The organism is Saccharolobus shibatae B12 (genome assembly GCF_019175345.1).
Lineage (GTDB): Archaea > Thermoproteota > Thermoprotei_A > Sulfolobales > Sulfolobaceae > Saccharolobus > Saccharolobus shibatae.
Map to the genome: position 1 here is coordinate 2,008,184 of NZ_CP077717.1, position 23,440 is coordinate 2,031,623.

Genomic DNA, 23,440 nt, shown 5'->3' on the forward strand with positions numbered 1-23,440 from the left:
TTTAAAGCTGTGCTGGAATAAATTTTTATTCCGGGAAAACGAATTTATATTGATGGAAGAAGTTCTTAGTTCGAGTCTCTATACTCAACAAGTCAAAAAGTTATATAAAGTCGGAGAATTATTGGGCCTTGATAACGAAACTTTAGAAACACTTTCTCAGCCCGAAAGGATAATTCAAGTTAAGATACAAATTAGAGGGTCTGATGGTAAATTAAAGACATTTATGGGTTGGAGGAGTCAGCACAACTCGGCTTTAGGCCCATACAAGGGCGGAGTTAGGTATCATCCTAATGTTACGCAAGATGAGGTAGAAGCGTTATCTATGATAATGACGTGGAAGAACTCATTACTACTATTACCATATGGAGGAGGAAAAGGCGGAATTAGAGTAGATCCTAAAAAGTTGACTAGGGAAGAGCTAGAACAGTTGTCAAGAAAGTTTATTCAAGCCATTTATAAATATTTAGGTAGCGAATTAGATATCCCAGCCCCAGATGTGAACACAGATTCACAAACCATGGCATGGTACCTAGATGAGTACATAAAGATAACTGGAAAGGTTGATTTCGCAGTATTTACTGGAAAGCCAGTGGAACTAGGTGGAATAGGTGTTAGATTATACAGTACTGGACTTGGTGTTGCTACCATAGCTAAGGAAGCTGCAAATAAGTTTATAGGAGGTATTGAGGAAGCTAGGGTAATAATTCAAGGATATGGAAATGTTGGATATTATGCAGCTAAATTCCTAAGCGATATGGGAGCTAAAATAGTGGGAATTAGTGACTCTAAAGGTGGAGTAATTAATGAGAAAGGAATAGATGTTGGAAAGGCTATGGAAATAAAGGAGAAAACTGGAAGTGTGATAAATTATCCTGAGGGAAGAAAAGTAACAAATGAGGAATTACTAACATCGGATTGTGATATATTAGTACCGGCAGCACTTGAAAATGTCATAAATAAATTTAATGCTCCCAAGGTTAAGGCTAAGCTTATTGTTGAAGGTGCAAATGGTCCATTGACTGCTGATGCAGATGAAATAATGAAACAGAGAGGTATAGTGGTTGTGCCAGATATACTTGCTAATGCAGGTGGGGTTGTTGGAAGTTATGTTGAGTGGGCTAATAATAAAATGGGTCAAATAATTAGTGATGAGGAGGCTAAGAAGCTTATAGTCGACAGAATGAACAATGCTTTCAATACGCTATACGATTATCGTCAAAAGAAATTAGAAGATCAAGACCTTAGAACTGCTGCCATGGCATTGGCTGTGGATAGAGTAGTAAGAGCTATGAAAGCTAGAGGTCTATTATAAGACTTTTCCCTTGGGCTAATCCTAGACCCCTTAAAGAGGGAGATAAGACAAGGTAGGATAATAATGAAATAAAGAATAGAGCTTGATTAGCGTTCAACTTTTATAATTTATTACTTAGCTCCTTAAATATATAAATTTTACTAATTTTTATTCATCAAGAGAAAATTAACTATTTAAATTTTTAATATATTGAAATAAAATTCGTTATTCGTTATATTTTTCTAAACGTTAAAATCTCTTATTTCTTATGTAATGCTTTTTAGTAAAGTTATATTATAATAATGTTAGTTCCTTCACACTGAGATAAGGAGTAAGATTAAATGATATATGCTGATTCTTTTCCCATCTAGATATAAAAAATTACTAAGATATATATATTGCGGTTTACAAAGTTGAAGGTTAATGGGGGGCAGAAGCTTCGCCTGCGGAGACGGATAGCCTTATGTTTAGATACATCTTTTTTAACGATAATTCGATAGGAGGAAGAAGAACCCATTCAGAGCAGCTGTTTTCATGAAGATTGGGATAAACGACCCTCCTACTAGCCCTCTCCAATCGTTATGTAAAAGTATTAAGATATGTTCTCCTCTGGTTAAAAGAAAATTGATAAGATAAACCCTACTAAGAAAGGAGTTAAAACTATTATTCATCAAGATGTTTTGTGGATTGCTTCAATTTTTAGCTGAGCAAACATTAAACTCACTTTTAATCTAACGTTTAATTTTGAATTTAAGAAAATTCAATGAATCTAACATCTAAGAGAATTGAAGAACTCCACAAAGCAGTTCCCATAACTAAGTTTTAATGTATCTTTAATCACTTAATATCATTACCATAAACGATAAAATATCACCAAAATAATTTTAGTAAAATGTTATTATTAATGCTAGTCATAATATCGTCATTAGTATATAAATTTATTAAACAAGGGAAAATCTCTACAAACAGTAGGTGCAAAACAACGTTTTGTATGCCTTATTCTAATATAGAAATATTAAATAGCTTAATGATGACACTAAGACGTTAGTTACATTACAGTATTACTCTAGCAATATTTAAATATAACACTGTACTATCCCTTTACCCATGAGATTGCTTAACATACTATTCTTGGCAATGTTAATTCTTCCATTATTTTCCTTTTTTACCTTATCCCTAACTTTATCTGACCAAATACAATTACCTCCTCGCTACTATTCCTATATTAGTGATAATGTTACACAAGGAAGTGGTATTGACGTAATTTTTTACGCATCGTCACCAATAACCTTCATGATTATGACTCCTTCGCAATTTTATCAATTTAATCAAACGGGTTTATCTCAGTCAATATATTCAACTACTACTAATTCTCTTAGTAAATTCTTTCCACTCACAAGCGGACAATATTATATTGTTTTCGATAATAACATTAGTAATAATCCTGTTACGTTAAATTACTATATTCTAACAAGACCCTTGCCTACTGGTATAGCCGATTACGGTCTTAAGGCTAACAATGGTGTTATTAGTCCTTATGTAGAGAAGATTAAAAGTGTGATAGGTGCTGTTGAGATTAACAAATTACTAGCGTATAATTTAACACCACCAGCTGGTATAAGTCAATACTCTGCATCCATTCAATTAAATGTAGTTCTTCAAGTTAATACGATAGGTGGTTCTCAACAACTTTGGTTACAGAATGTTATACAAATTTATACCAATAATTATTCCTACAGATTTGAAGATAATATATGGAATTTCACTGGTAAAATCTCAATTCTATCTAATAGTAGTGTGAAGGGTAATGGATTAGTTTATGTTACTAATGACGGAAATGACTATTACGCATATGGTACCAATTTCTCTACACTATTATCACCCTCTTTAAAATACTTACTCATAAACACATCATACACTTCTCAAGGTTCCATGATATCTTTTGGGTATATGAACCAGAGCGGTTTAACCATATGGTACGATAATGTCACCATATTAATACCTAATACGTTATCAGCATATATCCTTGTAGATGGTTATAACTTCACTGCACGGTAGACCCAAAATCACCTCCCTAAAAATAAATCTATTACATTAATAAGCATATTTATTAGTTTAAATAGAAAATTTTCCAGATTGAATAAATCACCAGGAAACAAAAGGATAAGCAATAATCTGAACTCTTCCCTCCTCACCACACCCTTAAATATGGTGTACAAGGAGTAGAAAACCATGGCCAGCACGAAGATCAACGTGCGGAAGACGAACTTAGTGGAACTGGTGAAGGGAAGGAAAGCCTTGATGTTCCTGTAAGAGGTCTCTATGGGACTCCTTACCTTATTGTACAACCTCAACACCTCCTTCTTCGGTAGGTCAAGATTAGTCGCCCTAGCGAAGTAAACAACCTTCTTCTTCCTCTTGATTTTCTCCCTGCGATACACGATCAGCCTGAACTTAACCTGTTCATCCCTCCTATGCCTCTTACTATTTGTCATGTACTCTCCATCAAACTCCTCATAGACTTTCACGTCCCCAACGGGAACTCCGATTATATAATTGAACTGCGAAATGAAGTTAAGCACATCAACTGTGTAGAAACCCGCATCAAGAGCTATTAACCTTATCTTGAATCCCATTGCAACAACTTGCTCCACGAGGATCTTCACGATATCATCCTTGGTCATCCCGTTCACATGTGTGACGAAAGCCAGTAGGAGTACTTTCCCATCATGTTTAGTCGTTGCTGTTGCGTAGTTCCACGAGTTTCCCTTTTCCGAGCTTCCGAGTCCTTCCACCGGTTTCCCGTACCAAGTTTTGGTGGTCCAGTCTATTGAAATGTCTATTTCCTTTTCTCCCTTCAGCGTATCCAAGGATATTTTCCTCACTTGTTCCAAGAGTTTCTCAACTACTTCCACACCTTGCTCCTCCGCGTAATTCCTCACGGTTTGTGGTGATACGTTGTATGCGCTTGACTTGTTTTCTATGGAGTCGTTCCATAAACACGCGGAGACTAGCGTTTTTTCTACGTTCTCTGCCTTTTTTCCTTGGAAGTCTAACATGGAAAGTAATTTATATCCTATTTGTTGAATGTTATTTTGGTGGGGAAGACAAGGTGTTATCACCTTGGTTCACCTCGTGATAATACCGTCTTCCTCACCTTAAGCTTTTCTTCAATTTGTTGAACTCCTAATATAGTTATAAATTCCATTTATTTTCTATAAAATTAATAGTACCTTACCGGAATTATTTTTGTAAAATGATTTTGGGTCTACCGTGCAGGAGGACTTGCTTACGATGCAGAGCTAATATTAGGTGGTGGAGGCAATGGTGAGTTTACATTCTTTAATGAATCAAATGTGGAGTTAGCTATGATCTATCAATATTTAAACGGAACTTTAGCACCCCCTAAATTCCTCTTCCCCTTTGGTCTGGATACTGAGGAATCCGCAGATAACTTATATACTGTTTCATATAATGGTGTTTATTTAGTGAGTAGTGGTTATCAAGTTATAAATAACTTAAACGAAAACGTATCACAGTTGAGATTTAACGTTGTTAATTACACTAAAGTTACAGACCAGAATTTCCCATACGTATTTACTATAAACGTCTCTGGTGGAGTTTTACCGTATAAGTTAAACGTTACAATTAACAATAGTAGTGGAAATGAGTTATCTGGATATACTTACGTTCTATTCCCCTCTATATCGACGTATTATTTACCCTTAAGTCCGCTTTCTCCAGGTAATTATACTATTAAAATAAAACTTACTGATTTTAATGGAAATTCAAAATCTTACGAATTCTCACTTACAATAAATCCGCCCTTAAAAGTACAAATGCTTAACGTAACCAATTATACAGATCTTGCATTGCCATACTTTAACTTTACCTCAATAATAAGCGGAGGTACTAAGCCATATAACATCACTATTACAATATCTAATGATAGTGGGATATTATCAGAAATATATAAAATTATAAATTACACTTCAATTGCATATTATACAGTAAGCATGAAGGGTTATAGTATAGGAAAATACACCATTCAAATAGAAGTTAAGGATTACGCAGGTAGTATAAATGTTTCAAAATATAATTTCACTATCAATCCCAATCCCTATATTTCTACATTAAGTTATACCTCCGAGACAGATAAGGGATTAAGGGAAGTAATAAAGGCTATAGGTAAAGGAGGAGCTGGAAGCCTTGTATATTACTGGTACGTTAATAACTCTTTAGTAAGTAGTGGAGCTGGAGACGAACTGTATAATTTCACGCCTTCTAATATTGGCGAATATAACATTACTGTTATGGTAAAAGACGTTCTAGGGATATCATCAGCAAAGAGTGTTATTATAAAGGTTAACCCTGATCCAGTAGCTGAGCTGTCAATACCTAAAACTACTATAGATTCTGGAACTGAGTTTCCAGTTAACGCTACAGTATCTCTAGGAACACCACCCTACTATATTTCTTGGTATGTTAATGGAAGTTACATGGGTAATGGATCAGTTAAGGAATTAGACTTAAGCAATATAGGAGTTTATATAATAACGGTAACAGTGAGAGATTCTGCAGGTTATGTAATAAATGTGAGTAAACCAGTGTCAGTAGTCCCACCTCCTTCATTAAGTATTAAAGAACAAACTCAAGGAAACTTCATTCAGTACAATACATCAATTACATTATCGGCTTCAATTAATGGCGGAACTAATCCGTATTATCTTATCTTGTTAAACGGTAAACTTGTAGGTAACTACTCATCAACAACCCAGTTACAGCTTAAGTTACAAAACGGTGAAAATAATATTACACTCGTAGCTAAAGATTTATGGGGAAAAGCTGCTGTGAAAACTTTAATAGTTAACTCTGGATATAATTACGTGGACATAGGAATTATTGTAGGTATACTCTTGATAATAGTTATAATTGTTGTATTAGTAATTAGTAAAAGAAAATAATTTTTTAATTCTTTATAGTATTCTCCATAATGTAGACAGCAGTCCCATTAATTTAATACACATATAAATTTAGAAACTAACTTTCAGCTCAACCCGAGATTCATAATAAAAAGTGAATTGTAGCTTTTCTTTTAATTAAAGTGTTATAATAGATACCTTGAAGGAAAAAAAGGGCACAAATAAGGAATTACTAATATCGGACTGTGATATATTAATACTTGTGGCGCTTGAAAACGTCATAAATATGTTTAATGCTCCCTTCAGTGTAGGCAACAATTTCACTCAGAAACGTAGTTTAAATTCCCTTTCCTTCTTTTGTTTCAATCAATCGTAACCTATTATTAAAATTCTATCCCTAAGCTTATAGGAATAAAGAATTGCAAAATTAAAACTGTTTCTCGACATGGATATAAGCTCATCTTTTAGCTTTTCATTTTTTACATTGTCTGGCACTATCACTACATAATACTTAGCATTAGGTAAAAAAGTCTTGAAAAATTTCTGAACATCAACTATCAAATTGGGACTGAAGTACTTAATAAATCTCACGCTTCCACTTTTACTTACTATTTCAATTAGGTTGTCCTCAACAAATTCCGACAATTCCTCAATTGGTACAGCAGCCATTATATTTATAATTATTTTTCATGTTAATAAGTAGTTATGTATAATACTCCATAAGAAGTATATAGGATTTGTATAATTTGTACTGCAATACTTAAATAGAAAAAATAAGTAGGAAGCTCATGCATGTTGCCCAGCCTTAATTACGTAATTCCTAGTGAATAAAGCAACGATAAGGTTTAGGAACATTATACCAACTGCAGCAGTATACATGTAATGAAAGGCTGAATAAGATGGTACTTGAGCTACCGGTACAATTTGATTGTTATAATCGTATATTATCCATGTAGTGTAAGTGTCCATAAATACTGTTGAGATTACTGGGCCAATTGAACTTCCGATAGTTCTTATTAAAGTGTTCATACCTATTCCTATTCCTCTTTGTTCCTCTGGTAAAGATACTGCGACCATATTAACTAATGGAATCATAGTATTGACTAATCCTACCGCAGTTATCATAACGTCTAACACAACCTCATACACGGTATACCTAAAAGTATCTAAAAGTAAGTAACCAAAAATACTAATGACAGAACCAGTGATAAGCAATGGCTTAGGTCCAGTTGTGTTAATCAATCTACCTACTATTGGTCCAACAATCATCATTACTAAAGCTACTGGTGCCATTAAAAGCCCAGATTCTATTATGGATAAGCCTAGTCCATAGGGTTGAGGTAATTGAAGATAATAAACTAGCCCAGTGAACATTAAAAACATTCCAGCTCCAGATATTAACCCAGCAATGTTTGCGACCATTATGTTTCTTACTCTAAATAAATCTAGTCTCATTAAGGGTTCATTAGTTCTCCTCTCTGCCCATAAGAATATAGGAAACGCTATTACTGAAACCACAATTAATGACAACTGGCTAATTGAAGCCCAACCCACATTAGGACCATTAGATAAATATACTAATAACGGAACCACTGTTAACATAAGAAATGTTGCGCCTAAATAGTCTATCTTCTCCTTAGTCTTCTCGGGAATTTCAACTATGTACTTTGCGGAAATTATTACTAGAATTATTGATAGTAAAAATGCTGTATGAAATGCGTAAGGCCATCCCAAATCTTGAACAATGTAGGAACCTATTAATAATCCTAGGGCTGGACCAGCAGCAAGTGTCGCGCTTAAAATACCTTGAGCCCATGCAACTCTCTCTCTGGGAAATAGGTCAGTTATAATAGCTATAGCAAGAGGAAACGTTGCATAGCCCAGTCCTTGAATTGCCCTAGCAAATATCAAAAAGTAGATGTTTGGTGAGAATCCAGCTAATAACACTGCTAATGAATAAAAGCCAATGGATAAGAGGTAAACTTTCTTCTTTCCATACCTATCACCTAGTTTTCCAAAAAGTGGCGAAGCAATTGCTCCAACTATGAGATAAGCTGAGGTTATCCATGCAACCGTCGTAGCCGTAGTAGAGAATTGTGTTTCGATTTTCGGCAATGCTGGTATGACCATTGTCTCAACATAATTTACTAAAGTTAACATTAGAGTGAGGGTAACTAAAGTACGCATTGTGGCTTTAGAATCCATAAAGAAGTGAGCGGTATAAAGACAAATAAATTTTTCGATATATCTTTTTCAATGAACATAAAAGAATGATATAGTGTTAACTTCTTACCATAAATAGTGATGCTTTTAGTGACAACTTAGTTATTGTGGGCAACCATACTCAATCACACTTTAAAGGGCAAGACATTTTCGTCCAATATTGACGTCTAAGGTTGACCACAGTTTTTCACGCTGCAAGTTAAGTCATTGACCCTCTTAGACATGGATCGTAAGAACCACTTAGCATCCCATTTTAAGGCATTGAAATCCGTGTAAATCTTTAAGTACAAAACCTTCTTGAAAATTGTTCAAGGTCCTCTGCAGGTCTCTTGTCAAAGGAATAAAAGTGCATAGACTCCCCACTATTCTCCTCGAGGAACTCCCTCGCCTCATTACCGTGTATTCTTGCCGTTGCTAACAGTTTCTGATAAGTCATAAAGTTAATGTTATTTGTATTCATTTAACTTTTCAAATCCTTTTAACGCTATCAAGTAGGCTGATGCTGTATGCCTATCAAATTATTTTTATAATAATGTTATTACTATCATTCTTATTTTTCTTGATAGACTGTTTTTAATCACTTATTCCTTTTATAGAATTATGTTAATCTAGAGAGAATATTACAATTGACAATGAATCCTTGAATCACCCCTCTCCCTAACATATTTAAGGTTTTTGCATAGATTTATAGAGATCATTGTCCTTTAAACTATAAGCAAGTATACTTATACAAATATAATCCTTATCCTTGAAAGTCTAGTGAAGTATAAAGAAGTTAAATTAATATATAACTTAGATACTTTATATATCATGGAACACTTAAGTGTTAAAGAACTTGAAAGCTATCTTGATGATAATTTATTAAAGCTTTTAACTAAAGAAGATATAAGATATATATTTCTCATAAATGCAAAAATCATCTCAAACTTTGAAAAATTCTTTAGCATGTTCCTTCCAGACAGTGTTAAGTATTTTGTAGCAATATCTTCTGATTTACCAGTTAAGATAATTAAGGAAAGTTTAATTAGAGCTAAAGATGCACTAGAAGTATCGTGCCATATCACATCGAAACTACCACCGAAATCAATGATAGTAATTGGACTACAATCCGTAAGTGGGAGAGGAGAGTTAAAGAAGCCTTCAGCTTTACGAACCTAATCTTTCCTCTTATTTTCTCTTCTTCTTGTTCTGTAAAATCGTATATAAGGCTATTGAAAACGTTGCAACTAATACCATTACAATAACCCCATTACTGTAAAAAGTCTTTAAGGCTAAAGGAGATGAAGAGGTAGAAATGAATGAAATATTCGTAGGATTTCCACTAAAATTATTACTATTGTTTAGTTGCACAGAGCTTATTGTAATGTTTGCATAATAACTCCCATTATAAACTATTGAGAATGTTCTGTTAATCAGATAATAAGGTACTATTATTTCCGAGAAATTAGAGCCATTTTTTACTGCTAATAACTTATCAATAGTTTGAGGTTCTACTGTAAAATTCTTTACACTTACTACAAATTTTATACCAATAGATGAGTTCTCAACACTTTGGATTAATGGAAAATTCTCATTTACGTTAACGTGTATTATATAATTGCCTAGCATAAACGTTTTTGAAATTACGGCTATTATAAGTAGTAGAAGTAATGAAAATTTCATTATTATCTCTATACTTCTCACTCTTTAATAAAAGGTTTTTTAATATCCCAAGATTAATGAAAATATGGATATAATAGAACTACTTAAATTTGAACATGGTATATTTAGAATAAGGTTCTATTTGTTAGAAAAACTTAGTGATATATGGGAGGAATTAGAAACGTTACATAACTTCATAGTTAACGTTCACGCTAAAATGGAGGACCTATATGTCTTTAAGGATATGCCGGAAGCTAGGCCTTACTCAAATGACCATAAACTAATTGAGAAGTACGGTAACACAATAATTAAGGAGAAGAGAGTAGATTGGGTACCCAGATATGTGAAAATAGTGTTGGATCATAACTTAAATGAGGAGAAATACGTCTTTCCCAAGGTAAAAGAAAGAAAAGGTTTGGTCTTAGACGTTATAGAACAGTATGGCTTTGAAAACTATCAAAAAGTTACTGGTATAGATATAAGAAATTTCTAAATAGTGTAAACAAAGCTACAAGCCATGCACCTATACAATCTTTTCTTCTTATTAAGCAATATAGCTCTCACCGAACCGCATCTAGGACAGAGCGAGATAGCGACTCTACCCTCTATGGTTTCACCATCTGCGATTATTGTCTTATCATTTTCATGATTTATATTCTCCTTTAATATCACTTTTTCTACATCATGATCAGAATATCCACACTTACTACAAACCATTTTGTTACCTTTTACCCTCATCAAGGAACCGCATTTAGGACAAAAACGCATGTCTAAAAATGATTCTTCTACTCATAAAAGCTTGCGGCTAACATACTAACTCCGGGCCAAGGTGTATCATATCCTAGTATCTCAGCCTTCTTTGGTTTAACATACCCTAAGAGCATGTATAGAGTATTTAAATTTCCCTCAGGCATTGCAGTCTGATACTCCTTAGGATAAAGTTCACTAATTTTTAATATTTTCTCAAACTCACCAGATTTTATTAGATCCATTAATATCACATCGAATTTTGTAGGTTTAGGAGTTATCTTAAAGTAAAATAAGTCTAACCTATGAGTTGGTGAACCAGTGGCTAAAAACACTGCTTTCCTTCCAAGTTTCTCTACTGCTTTCCTAATCTTCTCACCTATTTCATGGTGTGATTCTGGTGAATTGTCAGTAATTGATATTGTCACAACTTTTGGTTTATACTCGGGAAACATGTAGAAGAGGGGAATCCACGCACCGTGATCTAATCCCCATTTATCATCTTTCACTAATTTTCCCTCAGCATTTTTCACTATTTCTTCAACTAATTCAGTGTCATTTAACGCGCTATAACAGTATTTATAAGTCTCATCTGGGAAACCGTAATAATCCTGAATACACTCTAGCTTCTCACTGCTTTCAATATAGAAGGTTTCCGTCCATGAGACGAAATGGGGACTTGAGACTATTATCGTTTCTGGTTTATACTTCTCCTCAATTTCCTTTCCTACTCTTCTCAATAAGTCCTTCCATTTATTCTCCTCTATCAGTATTGTAGGAGAACCATGAGATATAAATAAGCCAATTGTCATTAACAAGAACTCCAAAAATATAAATAAAAAATTAAGTTAACTTTTGTTCACTTAAGCTTTAGGATTAGGCATCTGATCGATTATATCCTTAACCAATTTAACGAACTCGTGCTTTCTATCCTTGAATACCTCAGTATAAGTTTGAGCCCATCTTATTGTGGGATCACCCCTACTGAACCTATCATATTGTTCATATCTCATCCCTGCTTCAGATCCTATAACGTCCCACAATAGGTTAAACATCTTAACTCTTTCTAGTGCATCAAGACCTTTCATTGCCATGTACTTATCCAATAATTTTCTTTCCTCGGGATTTTCAAAATCTTTAATACCAGCAGGTATAGGTATTGATGATCCTGCACTAATTGACCTTAATATCTCATTTGCTCTAGGAACTGCCTTCATGTTGAAGTGACTAGCTGAAATGGAAATATAGGGATCTGGTCTAGTAATATTGGGCAATTCTTGGGCTCTTTCAACTGATGCATAGAGGGCTGCCTCATTTAGAGCGACATATATCAGTATCTCACCTATCTTTTCTTGAACGTTAATGAAATTACTGGTGCCAGCAGCTTCAGCAATGGCGATAGCTAAACCAGCAAGGAACTTTAACCTGCTATAGTGTTGAATTACGAAGTGCCAGTTAAACCATCCCCTTAACTGAACGGTGTGCCACATCAGGTCTTCGATTAACTCAGGCTTCTTGAAGAATATTATCCTTTCCCAAGGAACTAGGACGTTATCTAACACTAAAATTGCATCGGATTCCTCAAATCTAGAAGATATTGGGTATTCGAATTCTCCTCCTTCCCTAGGCTGGAACCCCCTTCTAGACAAGAACTTAACTCCTTTAGTGTTTGTTGGAATAGAGAAGTATATTGCATATCTAGGATCACTATCTCTTCTGACATTTGGTAGATACCATAACATCTCCGCATAAGGACCAGCAGTACATATCATTGCGGCTCCTCTTACTACTACACCTTCTGGTTTTTCCTCAACTATTCCCACTTGAATGTATGGATCTTCCCATTGAGAAGGTGGTCTAGATCTATCGTACATTGGGGCCACAATTGCGTGAGTATAGAATAAATCCCTCTTTGTAGCTTCTTTGTAAATTTCAATCGCATTTTCCATGAACTTTGAACCAAACTGTTTTCCAAAGTAATCCTCAGCGTGTGCATAGAATACCATTGTCCATAAGTTTAGGTAGTCTGGACTTCTACCGAAGAACCCCCTATAGTAATCATATATCTTTACTAGGCCATCCCTTAATTTGCCTAAATCTTTCTTGTTTTTAGGTCTTAGAAAACTTATGCTAGTTTCCTCTCCCACATCAGGATTATAAACCCTTAGGTACTCCTTATATTTCTCATCCCAATGTAGATCATAATATTTCGCAACAGTAGATATCGGTATTTTAAATGCTGAATGTTCTGTAACATCCTTTACTATTTCTCCTTCATAGTAAACTACTGGTAGGTTTTCCTTTATACTTTTTATGTAATCTGTTCCCCTTCTTATCATTCAGACCACCCCTTTAATTGACCCGTGGAAATATCCTCCACGGGAACCCATTCAGTTAACCAAGATTGAGGAATTGGCCTTCCCCAAAAATCACTTCTATACCTTAATTGATCATAGGTCCAAACTATTGGTTTCCACTTATCTGGATCCAGAACCACGTAATCGTTGGTGAAGAACTCAATTCTATTTTTATCAAAATCTCTCAAGTAAATATAATACCCCTCAGTTGCGCCATGTCTACCGGGACCCCTTTCTATACTATCCCACAATCCCACTGAGGCTAGAATATCTGGGGCTTTAATGACATCTTTTACATCATGAACATAATACGTCTCATGGTGAAATCCCGGAACGTTTTTACTTGACTTCGCTATTGCTATTTCGTGTGAATCCCCTCTTCTAGTTAACCACACTACTGTCAAATTCCCATCCTTATCCAAGAACCTCTCTGTCTCATAGTAACCCATGAATCTCTTAAAGAACTCCAATTCTCTCTCCAAGTCCTTAACCATATAATTTACGTGGGCTAACCTGACTGGACTCACTCCCCTATGCTTATGAAATGCTAATCTTAAATCGCCTACATACTCCATGTCATAGTATAGAAGTATTGGGATTCCTTCGGGGGATTCAAATAATAGAGCTTCATCAACACCCTTTTCCCTAAATTTCCTAACCTTATGACCTAGGTTTTCCAATTCTTCTCTGGCCTTATCTAATTCTTCTCCTTTACTTACCCTAAAGCCTATATACGATAAACCAGCCGAGTTGGCCTTTTTTAGTATTAAGCTATGATGCTGACCTTCCTCAATCCCTCTCAAATAAATGTAATCGCCATCCTTTTCTGTCTCCACAAATCCTAAGAGTTCTGAGTAGAAGTATCTCGCCTTATCCAAATCGCTAACTCTTATACACACATGAGATGTACGTAAAATGCTGATCATCAAACACTATTAAGTGCAAAAAGATAAATTAATTCACTATTAAACTGATTTAAGGTTATCTACATAACTTCCAATAATTTCTATTGTAATAGACTAAGGGTGAAAAATTATCTCTAACAACCTTTCCATTAATTACCTCACCAACTACAATGGTGTGATCACCAATATCAATAGTCTTATACTTCTTAACTTCCATGTAAGCGTAACTGTCAGCCAATACGGGCATTCCATCTAAACCTTCGAAGAACTTTACCTCCTTGAATCTCTCCTTTACGGGCTTAAAGGCAAATGTATTGAAGATTTTTTCCTCATCGACAAAATTTACTATAAAACCATTACTCTCGATAAAAGGTACATCATTACCCTTGGTTTTATCTGCGGTAAACATAACTAATGGTGGATTTAAAGAAAGGGAATTAAATGTGTTGACCGTCATTCCTACTAAATTATCACTCCATTTAGTTGTAACTACTACTATTCCTAGCGGAAATAATCTCATTATATTCCTTATCGTCTCGCTCATGAGAGTATATACTTAAAAAAATTATTTAAGTTTATCATTAAACTGAGTTGATGTCTTAGGGTGAAACCTCATCCAATCTCTTATTGGCAGACCTATGTCCTATTGCTATTGCAATTATTGTTGAAATTACTTGGAATAAGGCTATTAGCAAAAACACCTCTATTGCCAAAGTTGTAGTGACCCCAGAAGCTATCAGAGAACCTATGAAAGAGGAAATTGCAATGATCCCTATCCCACCCCCTATATGACCTACACCGTCACATAAGGCGAAACCAGTACTCCTAGCCCTAGTCGGAAAACTCTCAGCAGTCCAAGCGTATGATGTTGGAACCCATAAATTAAAACCATAAAAGAGAATTATAGATCCTAGGAAAGATAATGCTACGTTAGTACCAGCTATAGCTATTAATAATCCCCCAATTATTGTGAAGATTACTGAAATGACTGTCCACGTCTTTCTTTCAAGTCTATCTCCAACAAAGAAGGTTGTTATAGGAACTAATATGAAACCTATAACACCTATTGCCGCAATCATTCCAGCTTCTGGTGGAGCAAATCCTAGTGAGGCTAATATAGATGTTAAACCAGCTGCCAAGGTATAGACGGTCATATAACCAAATAACCACATTGAGACAAGTATTCCAAACCTCTTTATATAAAGTGAGGAACTAAATATGGTCTTTAATGCATCTAAATAGGAATACCTCTCTGCAATATAAGGCTGAATTATATTGGGTAATGGTGGGAGATTACCTAACTTGCTAGTAGCCTTCTTCTCCATCACCTCAACTATCCTTTCAGCTTCAGTTAATTTACCCTTTGATATTAACCATCTTGGAGATTCGGGTAAGCTAAACCTTAAGAGCAATCCTATTAAAGCCAATAAAGCACCTATCCCTAGTATTTCCGGAAAGTTCTTAGACCTCAATTTTATCTAACCCTAAGTATGTTATTGCATTAAGATCAAATCTATACTTATTTTCTTCAAAGAACTGTTTAATACAATTTTTAACGTCTTTTATCGTATAAAATATTTTATTGCTCATGTAGTTCTTGAGGGACTTGAAGACCGCCTCAGCCATATTAAGCTCAGGCGAGTAGGGAGGAGTAAACACGGGATGAATACCCTTCCTACGACAAACCTCAAGCGTACCCTTAGTCTTGTGAGGAGAGTAATTATCCATGACCATGTAAACCCTACCACTACCCACACGCCTCCTAAAGTACCTCAAGAAATACTTAACAGATTCAGAGTTAGGCCTTTTAGCAAGAGAAACTATTACTTCACCGGTCCAAGCGTTTATAGCGAGAATAACATAGATTGAGGAAAAACCTATATTGACGCGCATTACGGGCTTACTGCCGATCTTAGCTAGAACCTTCTTAATTGACGTGCTAATTACTGCCCTACACTCGTCTAGAAAGAATAAGGCCTTTCCTTCCAATTTCTTTATTTTTTTTAAAGTCTTCCCACTTGTCCTTTTCTGCCTGGATGTTGGTAGGTCTGGGTTTTACTAGGTTGTATCCTAGTTCGTGGACTAGTTCGTATAGTCTGGATTTCTTGTACTCTATTCCTTGTTCTTGTAGTGCTATCTTTAATGTTCTCATTGTCCAGTACTCTTCTTGTATTCCGTATTTTTGGGGCTTATCTTCAAGTATTTGTTTTATCTTTTCTTCTTCTACTTTTCTGGGTCTTCCCGATCTGGGCTTGTCCCTTAGTCCATCAAGACCTTCCTTCTTGTACTTACCAATCCACAATTTTATCGTGGAATAGCCCTTGTTAAGCATTTTCGAAACTTCTTTCTCCGATTTACCATCAACTACGTGCAGCTTCACTGCAAGAATCCTCTCCTTAATTCTCGCGTTCTTCTCTTCCTTATAAGCTTGAACCAAATCTTGCATAGTTCAATCTGGTAATGCTAATCTATAAACTTTTCGGAAACACTACCGTACATTACTCTCCATCCATTAACCGCAAAGAACCCACTTCCACCAAGTGCAAACGGTAATCCAAGAGGAAATGGAGCAGAGGGCGTTGTTAAGAACAATCCTAACCATATGCCTAGTGTTGCGCCTAGTGTTGAAAATAAGAATACTAGACTAGTGTATCTAGCCCTTCCGTTAATGGGAGCTACTTCTCCAATATAAGTATTAACTATTGCTAAATCAGCACCAACACCAATACCAGTTATGGTCCTTGCCACTAAAAAATTAACATAATTATTTGCCAATGCATTATATAAACTGCCAAGGCCAGTAATGATCATAGTTATCATTAACATCCTCCTCCTACCTATTACGTCAGATATTGGGGAAAGTATGAGGGCTCCTATTATATACCCTACTAGGTTTAATAGGACTATGGGACCTAGTAATGCTGGAATCTGAGGAGAAGAAGGATTGCTAACGTGAAATAGCGTTAAAGCCGTTTGTATAAATGATACATTTATATCGAAAATGTCATAAAATGTGAAGAGAAACCCTATACCTAATATTCCTATAAAAATATATGAAAGTCCCCATATTGGAATCCTATCCATTCTAGCAATAGCTTCCCCTGCTTTTACTGCAGCTTTTTCTGCCATATTTGGCTTTTCAAATCAATAATTTAATATTCTATATTAAACTAGTTTAATAAACATACGACTAACAGTATACTATATTATAGTTCCTTATAATACATAACATTTATATTTTTAAAGAGTTTAAATAGTACACGATTAACTTGATTAAACATGTAGATATAGTTGTAAGCCATGAAGATTGTTGGACTTCACATATGCCATTTACCGCATATACTATTAATTTAGAAGTTTATCCACATAAGAACTATTTAAGGAGCAGGATTCTTATCGATTCAATGGAAAATAAGGTTATATCAAACTTAATGAAAACACACAGAAGCGTTGTAAAGGTTATAAAGGTAGATAAATTTAAGGGGGGAACTTATGTGGATTTTCTAAATAAATACAAGGGATCAATAGCTGGGGTCCTCTACGATAAGGAAGTGTTGATTCTGGGTAATCTCATAGAAGGTAAAGACGAAAAATGGTCATTTGTAACTTCCAGTAAAAATCTTCGAGAGATTCTTACTGAGATCGAAAGTTTAGGAAAGGTGAAAAGAGTGGAGACAACTGACTTTAACCCAATTCTCTACCCTAATCTGACTGAATGGGAAAAGAAAGTGCTTACGGTATCCTATTCCTATGGTTATTTAGACTATCCCAGAAGAGCAACTGCCGATGAATTAGCTAAGCTACTAGGAATAAGTAAAGTAACGTTCCTCTATCATTTGAGAAATGCCCAAAGGAAGTTAATTGCGTTTTCCATAAAAAGCATTTTAGCTTAAGCTCTTCAACGCTTCCTTAAGTTCCTCCATTATCCTCATATCGTCCAATGTTGATATATCACCGGGATTCTCGTTAGCTAGGATAGCCTTTAGTAGCCTTCTCATTATCTTCCCGCTTTTGGTTTTAGGCAGTCTCTTCACAAACACTACTTTATCAACTATGTAACCAGCGTTCCTACAATAGTTCTTAATGTCATTTCTGAGTGTGTCACCAACCTCAACCCCTTGTCTTGGGACTACAAACGCTATAATGTTACCGCCTTGACCTATTACGGCAGCTTCGGCCACGTTGGGATGAGTTACTATTACACTTTCAACTTCAAGTGTTCCTATCCTCTCCCCTTCAGCTCTTATTACATCATCAGCTCTTCCCAACACGAACAGATATCCATCCTCATCAACATAACCGTAATCTCCAGTGTAGAAGTACCCTGGGAACCTAGACCAATACTTCTCCTTTATCTTCTCGTAATTGGGATCATTCCACATTTTAGCTAAGGCTGGGTTAAGCGGTTTTAACACTATATAACCCTTTTGCTTAGGAGGTAATGGTTTTCCCTCATCATCAACAATTAAGAAATATGTTCCTCCTGGGAATTGTATACCAGCGGAACCTGCCTTGAAGGGAATTTCGCCGATTCCGTAAGGAGTTGCACCAACTGGCGATAAATGCTCGGTCATCCAGTACGCATCAGCTATCTTAACATGAGGAAGATTCTGATTTAACCACATCCACGCTCCAACGTTTAAAGGTTCTCCTGTATTAAGAATCATTCTTAAGCTTGATGTATCTCCGCCCTTAACTGACTCCTCTCCTAAACTCTTGAGAGTATAAAGAGTTGTGGTAGAACTCCAAACTAGGCTTACATTATATCTCTCAATTACCCTCGAGAATAGATCCCTTTTATAACCAACATATCCCTCAAAAAGCACACCAGGTATTCCCATTACTGGTATTGTGTATAAATTTGCCATTGGCCATACTGGCCAACCTAATTCTGAAACAGTCCACCAAACGTCATTCTCTGTTGGGTTAAATATTGCCTTAAAAGCCCAATTGAGTGCTATCACATACCCTCCATTACTATGGTATAATCCCTTAGGTCTTCCCGTAGTTCCAGACGTGTAATAAACTGTTGCTGGCTCGTTAGCCTCAACTTCCACTGGTTTAACGTAAACTTTCCCTTTAGGTTTCACATCATCATACACAACATCCCTTTTCCCATTAACATTAAAATCTGAATACCCCCTCGGCACTGCCAAGACTTTCTGTATAGGTGTAGTATGAGATTCCAAAACTTTATCCACAAAATCCTTAATTCTTATCTCATTTCCATTCCTAAACGTCCTTGAGGCAACAATCAATACTTTTGAACCGCAATCATTAAACCTATATGCCAGTGTTTCCTCGCTCAACCCTACATAATGTATTATTAGAATTGCCCCCAGTCTATGTGATGCTAAGGAGAAGTATACAGCTTCTGGTATATTAGGCATTAGCATAGATACCGTATCGCCTTTTTTCACCCCCAATTCACTTAAGACATAGGCTGCCTTGTTTACCTCTTGATAAAGATCTTGAAAGGATATTGACCTAAAACTATCTAATTTCTCATTGGTCCAATAAAATGCTACCTTATCTTTCTTATCTGGTAAATGCCTATCTATAGCGTTATAGGATATATTTGTGGTTCCTCCAACGAACCACTTCTCGTACGGTGGTTCTCCCTCAAGTATTTTCTCTGGTTGCCTAAACCAAGTTATGTAATTAGCCTTATCCCGCCAGAAGGTATCTGGATTTTCCATGGAGAATTTAGCCAATGCTCTAATCTGATCTAGAGAATATATTTTCCAGCTCATGTTATCATATATATTTGTAAATTAAAAATTATATATACCTTTCGTTCAATAATGATAGATTGATATAAGATTTAAAAGTTATTAAATGTAAGATAAATATATGAGCGAAAAAGAACTTTTTATAGAATCACTGAGGGAATTCCTCAAAAGAGATGTTGAAAAAATAGCAACTAAAATAGACAAAGAAGATTACTACCCTAGAGATTTGGTTAAGAAACTCGGAGAGCTAGGCTTTCTAATCCCTTTAACTAATGGACTTTCACACTACGATATGATGATAATTTTAGAAGAAATTGCCAAGGTTAGCGGGTCCTTAGCGTTAATTGCTGACGCTCAAGGAGAATTGGCCGGCGAAATGATTAGATTATATGCAGACGAAAGACAAAGGAAGGAGTTTCTAGAGCCGATGAGTAAGGGAGAGATGATAGGTAGTTTTGCCCTAACTGAACCTTCTGGTGGAAGTGATATAGGCTCCATGAAGACTTTCGCTGAGAAAAGAAATGGATTATGGAGAATAAAAGGACATAAGATGTGGATAACTCAAGGACTTTACGCTGATATTTTCGTCACAGTTACGAGAACTGGCTCATCTAGGCATGATTTATCCGTTTTCATAGTGCCTAGGGGTAATTGCGTTGAGACTAGAAAAATAGAAGTCATGGGTAATAGGGGAACTGGAACCGCTGAGGTAATCTTTCACGATTGTGAAGTGTCAAACGATTATATAGTTGGAGAAGTAAATAATGGGTGGAATATGGTAAATTCAGTACTAGAGATAGGGAGACTTGCTATATCTGGGATTGCAATAGGTTTGGCTGAGTCTGCGTTGGAAGAAGCTCTTAGGTGGGCTAGATCTAGAACTGCGTTTGGAAATTCCATTTATGATTTTCAAGGGATAAGATGGTACTTCGCCGATTCCGTAGCTAAACTCAACGCGGTAAAATCAATGGCTAAGGATGTTAGTAGTAAGTTTGATGAGAATTCAAAGGATAAGGGAGTTTACGTCGCAATGTTAAAACTATTATCAGCAATTATCGCTAACGAAATAGTCGATATCTCCTTGCAAGTATTTGGTGGTATGGGCTACGCTAAGGGAACCACTATTGAACGAATATATCGTGACGCCAGATTACTTAGGATAGGTGAGGGAACTGATGAAGTGCAAAGACACATTATTGCTAAGTATATTGAACGGTATGGAATACCGTATATTTAGTTATTTTTGATCCTTTCATAGGCAAGGCTAAAAAGCTTTAATAAGTACGTAAAGAGAATATATTTGGGGACTTTTTTGAATCGAATTACCATAATAGGCATAGGTTGGTTCGGCTTTAGGCCCACAACTCCAGAAGTCTCATTTAGAGAGATGGTTTTCGAGGCTGCGTCTAGGGCATATAAGGATGCGGGAAATATAAATCCTAGAAATGATGTAGACTCTTTTATATCCTGCCAAGAGGACTTCTGGGAGGGAATATCAATATCAGACGAATTCGCGCCAGACCAAATGGGAGGAGCAATGAGACCAACCATGACTGTAGCTGGAGACTCGCTTCAAGGATTAGCTCACGCTGTAATGCATATTAATTCCGGTGTAGCTAACGTAGTGTCAATTGAAGCCCATTCCAAGGTAAGCGACATACTAACGTTTAGTGACTTGGTGAAATTCGCAATGGATCCCATATACGTTAGATCCATTAATCCACCAAATTTCCATTTTATTGCAGGGTTAGATGCTGTAAAGTTCATGCAAAGAAAAGGGATAACAAGGGAAGACTTAGCATTAGTAGTGGAAAAGAATAAGAAAGCTGGTCTATCATCTCCTAGAGCGTCTTATGCTAGTAATATATCAGCTGAAGACGTGTTAAAGAAAGATTACGTAGTTTACCCTCTTAGTGAGTTGGATATAGCGCCTTTTGTTGATGGAGCAATAGTTATAGTAGTTGCTGATGAGGAAGTTGCTAAAAAGCTGAAAAAAGACGATTATCTAGTAATCAAGGGACTGGGATTCGCAACTGATTCCTCAAACCTAGAAACTGCAGAGCTAGGAAAGGCAAACTACATGAGGATAGCCTCTGATATGGCATATAGAATGGCTGGAATTGAGTCGCCTAGAAGGTATTTTGATGCTGTTTTCGTTGATGATAGATACAGTTACAAAGAATTACAGCACTTGGAGGGATTGAGAGTTTCTGAGGAACCATCAAAGGACTTAAGGGAGGGAAATCTCTCTCCTCAAGGAGAAATTCCAGTAAATCCATTAGGTGGGCATATGGCTAAGGGAGTTCCTTTAGAAGCTTCAGGTTTTTCATTACTGTTAGACGCAATAGATTATATTAAGCAAGGGAAAGGTGAAAGGGCACTTGTCGCGTCTTGGCGTGGAATTCCCACTCTTACCGGATCAGTTGTGGTGGTGGAAAAGCCATGAAGGTAAACATTCATTTAAATAAAAGAGTCGCTGTAATAGGTGCTGGCTTAACTCCATTTAGGAGAAGACTACTAGAAACTCCACAAGAGATTGCATGGGAGGCTGCAAGTAAGGCATTAGATGAGGCTGGACTAGAGTTAAAGGATATCGACTGTGTTGTTATTGGAAGTGCACCAGATGCTTTTGATGGAGTTAACCTAAAGGGCGAATACTTATCACATGGTTCTGGGGGCATTAGAAAACCAGTAAGTAGGGTTTATGTGGGTGGTGCTACTGGAGTTATGACTGCCATAGCAGGATGGTATCATGTTGCCAGTGGTTTATGCCAGAAAGTACTTGCTGTAGCTGAGGAAAAGATGAGTCCAGATAGACCCCATCCTCAAGCAATATTCAGATACATATGGGATCCAATCCTTGAAAAACCATTGAACCCTAATCTAATCTGGATATTTGCAATGGAAATGCATAGATATATGGCAACCTATGGAATTAAAAAGGAGGAGATCGCGTTAGTTTCCGTTAAGAACAAGAGGAATGCAGTAAATAATCCATATGCGCAATTAGGTTCAAACATAACAGTAGAGGACGTGTTAAAGAGCGAAGTGTTAGTTTGGCCAGTGCAACTCTTAGACGTTAGCCCAGTTAGTGATGGTGGGGCGGCAATCGTATTAGCTTCTGAAGACGTAGCGAGGAGGTATACTGATACGCCAGTTTGGGTTGAAGGAGTTGGATGGACTTTAGACAATACGGAATGGCCTGCTAGGGACTTATCTTACGCTAGATATGTGGAATTCGCTGCTAGAATGGCTTATAAGATGGCTGGGATTGAGAGGCCAAATAAGGAAATAGATGTTGCCGAACCATATGATCCCTTTGATTACAAAGAACTACACCATTTAGAGGCACTACAATTGGCTAAGAGAGGAGAGGCTCCAAAATTATTGAAGGAGGGAGTATTCGACATCGATGGTGATATACCCAGTAGTCCCAGTGGAGGTTTACTGGGAGTGGGTAATCCTATTGCTGCTGCGGGTTTAATGAAAGTCATAAGTATATATTGGCAGTTAAAGGGGACTGCTGGGAAAATGCAAGTTAAGAGACCAGTACATACTGGTGTAGCCCAGGCTTGGGGAGATTTAATGCAAGCGGGTACGGTTATAGTTTTACGTAATTGAG

General features: G+C 36.3%; 18 protein-coding genes and 5 pseudogenes. 9 read left to right on the forward strand and 14 right to left on the reverse strand.

The window, feature by feature from the left end:
• The first annotated feature begins 52 nt into the window (after positions 1 to 52).
• Positions 53 to 1,312, forward strand: a complete 1,260-nt coding sequence (locus J5U23_RS10560) for a Glu/Leu/Phe/Val family dehydrogenase (RefSeq protein WP_218266127.1) — start codon at positions 53 to 55, stop codon at positions 1,310 to 1,312.
• Between the two features lie 1,086 nt (positions 1,313 to 2,398).
• Positions 2,399 to 3,343, forward strand: a pseudogene (locus J5U23_RS10565) (thermopsin); the annotation flags it as partial.
• 14 nt (positions 3,344 to 3,357) lie between these two features.
• Here J5U23_RS10565 and J5U23_RS10570 read toward each other — a convergent pair.
• Positions 3,358 to 4,413, reverse strand: a complete 1,056-nt coding sequence (locus J5U23_RS10570) for an ISH3 family transposase (RefSeq protein WP_218266034.1) — start codon at positions 4,411 to 4,413, stop codon at positions 3,358 to 3,360.
• A gap of 147 nt (positions 4,414 to 4,560) precedes the next feature.
• Between J5U23_RS10570 and J5U23_RS10575 the strand changes: the two are divergent.
• A pseudogene (locus J5U23_RS10575) lies at positions 4,561 to 6,255 on the forward strand (thermopsin family protease); the annotation flags it as partial.
• A 324-nt stretch (positions 6,256 to 6,579) separates the two neighbouring features.
• Here J5U23_RS10575 and J5U23_RS10580 read toward each other — a convergent pair.
• The 3 genes and pseudogenes from J5U23_RS10580 to J5U23_RS15900 all read right to left on the reverse strand — a co-directional run.
• A complete protein-coding gene (locus tag J5U23_RS10580) occupies positions 6,580 to 6,882 on the reverse strand; it encodes a DUF4898 domain-containing protein (protein WP_218266128.1) in 303 nt (100 codons plus the stop codon).
• 117 nt (positions 6,883 to 6,999) lie between these two features.
• The gene (locus J5U23_RS10585; RefSeq protein WP_218260720.1) at positions 7,000 to 8,418 is read right to left on the reverse strand and encodes an MFS transporter; all 1,419 of its coding nucleotides are present in this window, start codon (positions 8,416 to 8,418) and stop codon (positions 7,000 to 7,002) included.
• Between the two features lie 185 nt (positions 8,419 to 8,603).
• Positions 8,604 to 8,857: pseudogene (locus J5U23_RS15900) on the reverse strand (IS630-like element ISC1078 family transposase); the annotation flags it as partial.
• Positions 8,858 to 9,243: 386 nt separating this feature from the next.
• Here J5U23_RS15900 and J5U23_RS10590 point away from each other — a divergent pair.
• Positions 9,244 to 9,594, forward strand: a complete 351-nt coding sequence (locus tag J5U23_RS10590; RefSeq protein ID WP_218267542.1) for a DUF4898 domain-containing protein — start codon at positions 9,244 to 9,246, stop codon at positions 9,592 to 9,594.
• A gap of 9 nt (positions 9,595 to 9,603) precedes the next feature.
• On the opposite strand, the gene J5U23_RS10595 is transcribed toward J5U23_RS10590, so the two are convergent.
• Positions 9,604 to 10,098, reverse strand: a complete 495-nt coding sequence (locus J5U23_RS10595; protein ID WP_218258212.1) for a hypothetical protein — start codon at positions 10,096 to 10,098, stop codon at positions 9,604 to 9,606.
• A 64-nt stretch (positions 10,099 to 10,162) separates the two neighbouring features.
• On the opposite strand from J5U23_RS10595, the gene J5U23_RS10600 reads away from it, so the two are divergent.
• The gene (locus J5U23_RS10600; RefSeq protein ID WP_218258213.1) at positions 10,163 to 10,570 is read left to right on the forward strand and encodes a hemerythrin; all 408 of its coding nucleotides are present in this window, start codon (positions 10,163 to 10,165) and stop codon (positions 10,568 to 10,570) included.
• On the opposite strand, the gene tfs4 is transcribed toward J5U23_RS10600, so the two are convergent.
• The 8 genes and pseudogenes from tfs4 to J5U23_RS10640 all read right to left on the reverse strand — a co-directional run.
• Entirely contained in the window at positions 10,567 to 10,845 is a 279-nt protein-coding gene (gene tfs4 / locus J5U23_RS10605; RefSeq protein ID WP_218266129.1) for a transcription factor S4, read from the reverse strand. The two genes, J5U23_RS10600 and tfs4, sit on opposite strands and share 4 nt — an antisense overlap.
• Positions 10,846 to 10,862: 17 nt before the next feature.
• Positions 10,863 to 11,636, reverse strand: coding sequence for a DODA-type extradiol aromatic ring-opening family dioxygenase (locus tag J5U23_RS10610; RefSeq protein ID WP_218258215.1), 774 nt, complete (start codon positions 11,634 to 11,636; stop codon positions 10,863 to 10,865).
• Positions 11,637 to 11,687: 51 nt separating this feature from the next.
• Complete coding sequence (locus J5U23_RS10615; protein WP_218266130.1) at positions 11,688 to 13,163, reverse strand: 4-hydroxyphenylacetate 3-hydroxylase family protein; 1,476 nt, start codon at positions 13,161 to 13,163, stop codon at positions 11,688 to 11,690.
• On the reverse strand, positions 13,160 to 14,107 hold the full coding sequence (hpaD, locus tag J5U23_RS10620; protein ID WP_218260279.1) for a 3,4-dihydroxyphenylacetate 2,3-dioxygenase: 948 nt from the start codon (positions 14,105 to 14,107) through the stop codon (positions 13,160 to 13,162). Before hpaD ends, J5U23_RS10615 begins: the two co-directional genes overlap by 4 nt.
• Positions 14,108 to 14,162: 55 nt before the next feature.
• A complete protein-coding gene (locus J5U23_RS10625; RefSeq protein ID WP_218258217.1) occupies positions 14,163 to 14,630 on the reverse strand; it encodes a flavin reductase family protein in 468 nt (155 codons plus the stop codon).
• A gap of 55 nt (positions 14,631 to 14,685) precedes the next feature.
• Positions 14,686 to 15,564 (reverse strand): MFS transporter, encoded by an 879-nt coding sequence (locus tag J5U23_RS10630; protein ID WP_407690815.1) that lies wholly within the window; start codon positions 15,562 to 15,564, stop codon positions 14,686 to 14,688.
• Positions 15,548 to 16,532 (reverse strand): annotated as a pseudogene (locus J5U23_RS10635) (IS630 family transposase). Before J5U23_RS10635 ends, J5U23_RS10630 begins: the two are co-directional and overlap by 17 nt.
• A gap of 44 nt (positions 16,533 to 16,576) precedes the next feature.
• Positions 16,577 to 17,215, reverse strand: a pseudogene (locus J5U23_RS10640) (MFS transporter); the annotation flags it as partial.
• Between the two features lie 194 nt (positions 17,216 to 17,409).
• Here J5U23_RS10640 and J5U23_RS10645 point away from each other — a divergent pair.
• Positions 17,410 to 17,979, forward strand: coding sequence for a helix-turn-helix domain-containing protein (locus J5U23_RS10645; RefSeq protein ID WP_240781719.1), 570 nt, complete (start codon positions 17,410 to 17,412; stop codon positions 17,977 to 17,979).
• Here J5U23_RS10645 and J5U23_RS10650 read toward each other — a convergent pair.
• The gene (locus tag J5U23_RS10650; protein WP_218266131.1) at positions 17,971 to 19,839 is read right to left on the reverse strand and encodes an AMP-binding protein; all 1,869 of its coding nucleotides are present in this window, start codon (positions 19,837 to 19,839) and stop codon (positions 17,971 to 17,973) included. The two genes, J5U23_RS10645 and J5U23_RS10650, sit on opposite strands and share 9 nt — an antisense overlap.
• Before the next feature lie 100 nt (positions 19,840 to 19,939).
• Here J5U23_RS10650 and J5U23_RS10655 point away from each other — a divergent pair, with 100 nt between their 5' ends.
• The 3 genes from J5U23_RS10655 (at position 19,940) to J5U23_RS10665 (ending at position 23,439) form a co-directional block, all read left to right on the forward strand.
• Positions 19,940 to 21,055: an acyl-CoA dehydrogenase family protein gene (locus J5U23_RS10655; RefSeq protein ID WP_218266132.1), complete on the forward strand. Its 1,116-nt coding sequence runs from the start codon at positions 19,940 to 19,942 to the stop codon at positions 21,053 to 21,055.
• Between the two features lie 63 nt (positions 21,056 to 21,118).
• Complete coding sequence (locus tag J5U23_RS10660) at positions 21,119 to 22,264, forward strand: thiolase domain-containing protein (RefSeq protein ID WP_218258221.1); 1,146 nt, start codon at positions 21,119 to 21,121, stop codon at positions 22,262 to 22,264.
• Positions 22,261 to 23,439 carry a thiolase domain-containing protein gene (locus J5U23_RS10665; protein ID WP_218258222.1) on the forward strand — a complete coding sequence of 393 codons (1,179 nt, stop codon included), beginning with the start codon at positions 22,261 to 22,263 and terminating at the stop codon, positions 23,437 to 23,439. The genes J5U23_RS10660 and J5U23_RS10665 overlap by 4 nt, the downstream gene beginning before the upstream one ends.
• The last annotated feature ends 1 nt before the right edge of the window (position 23,440 follow it).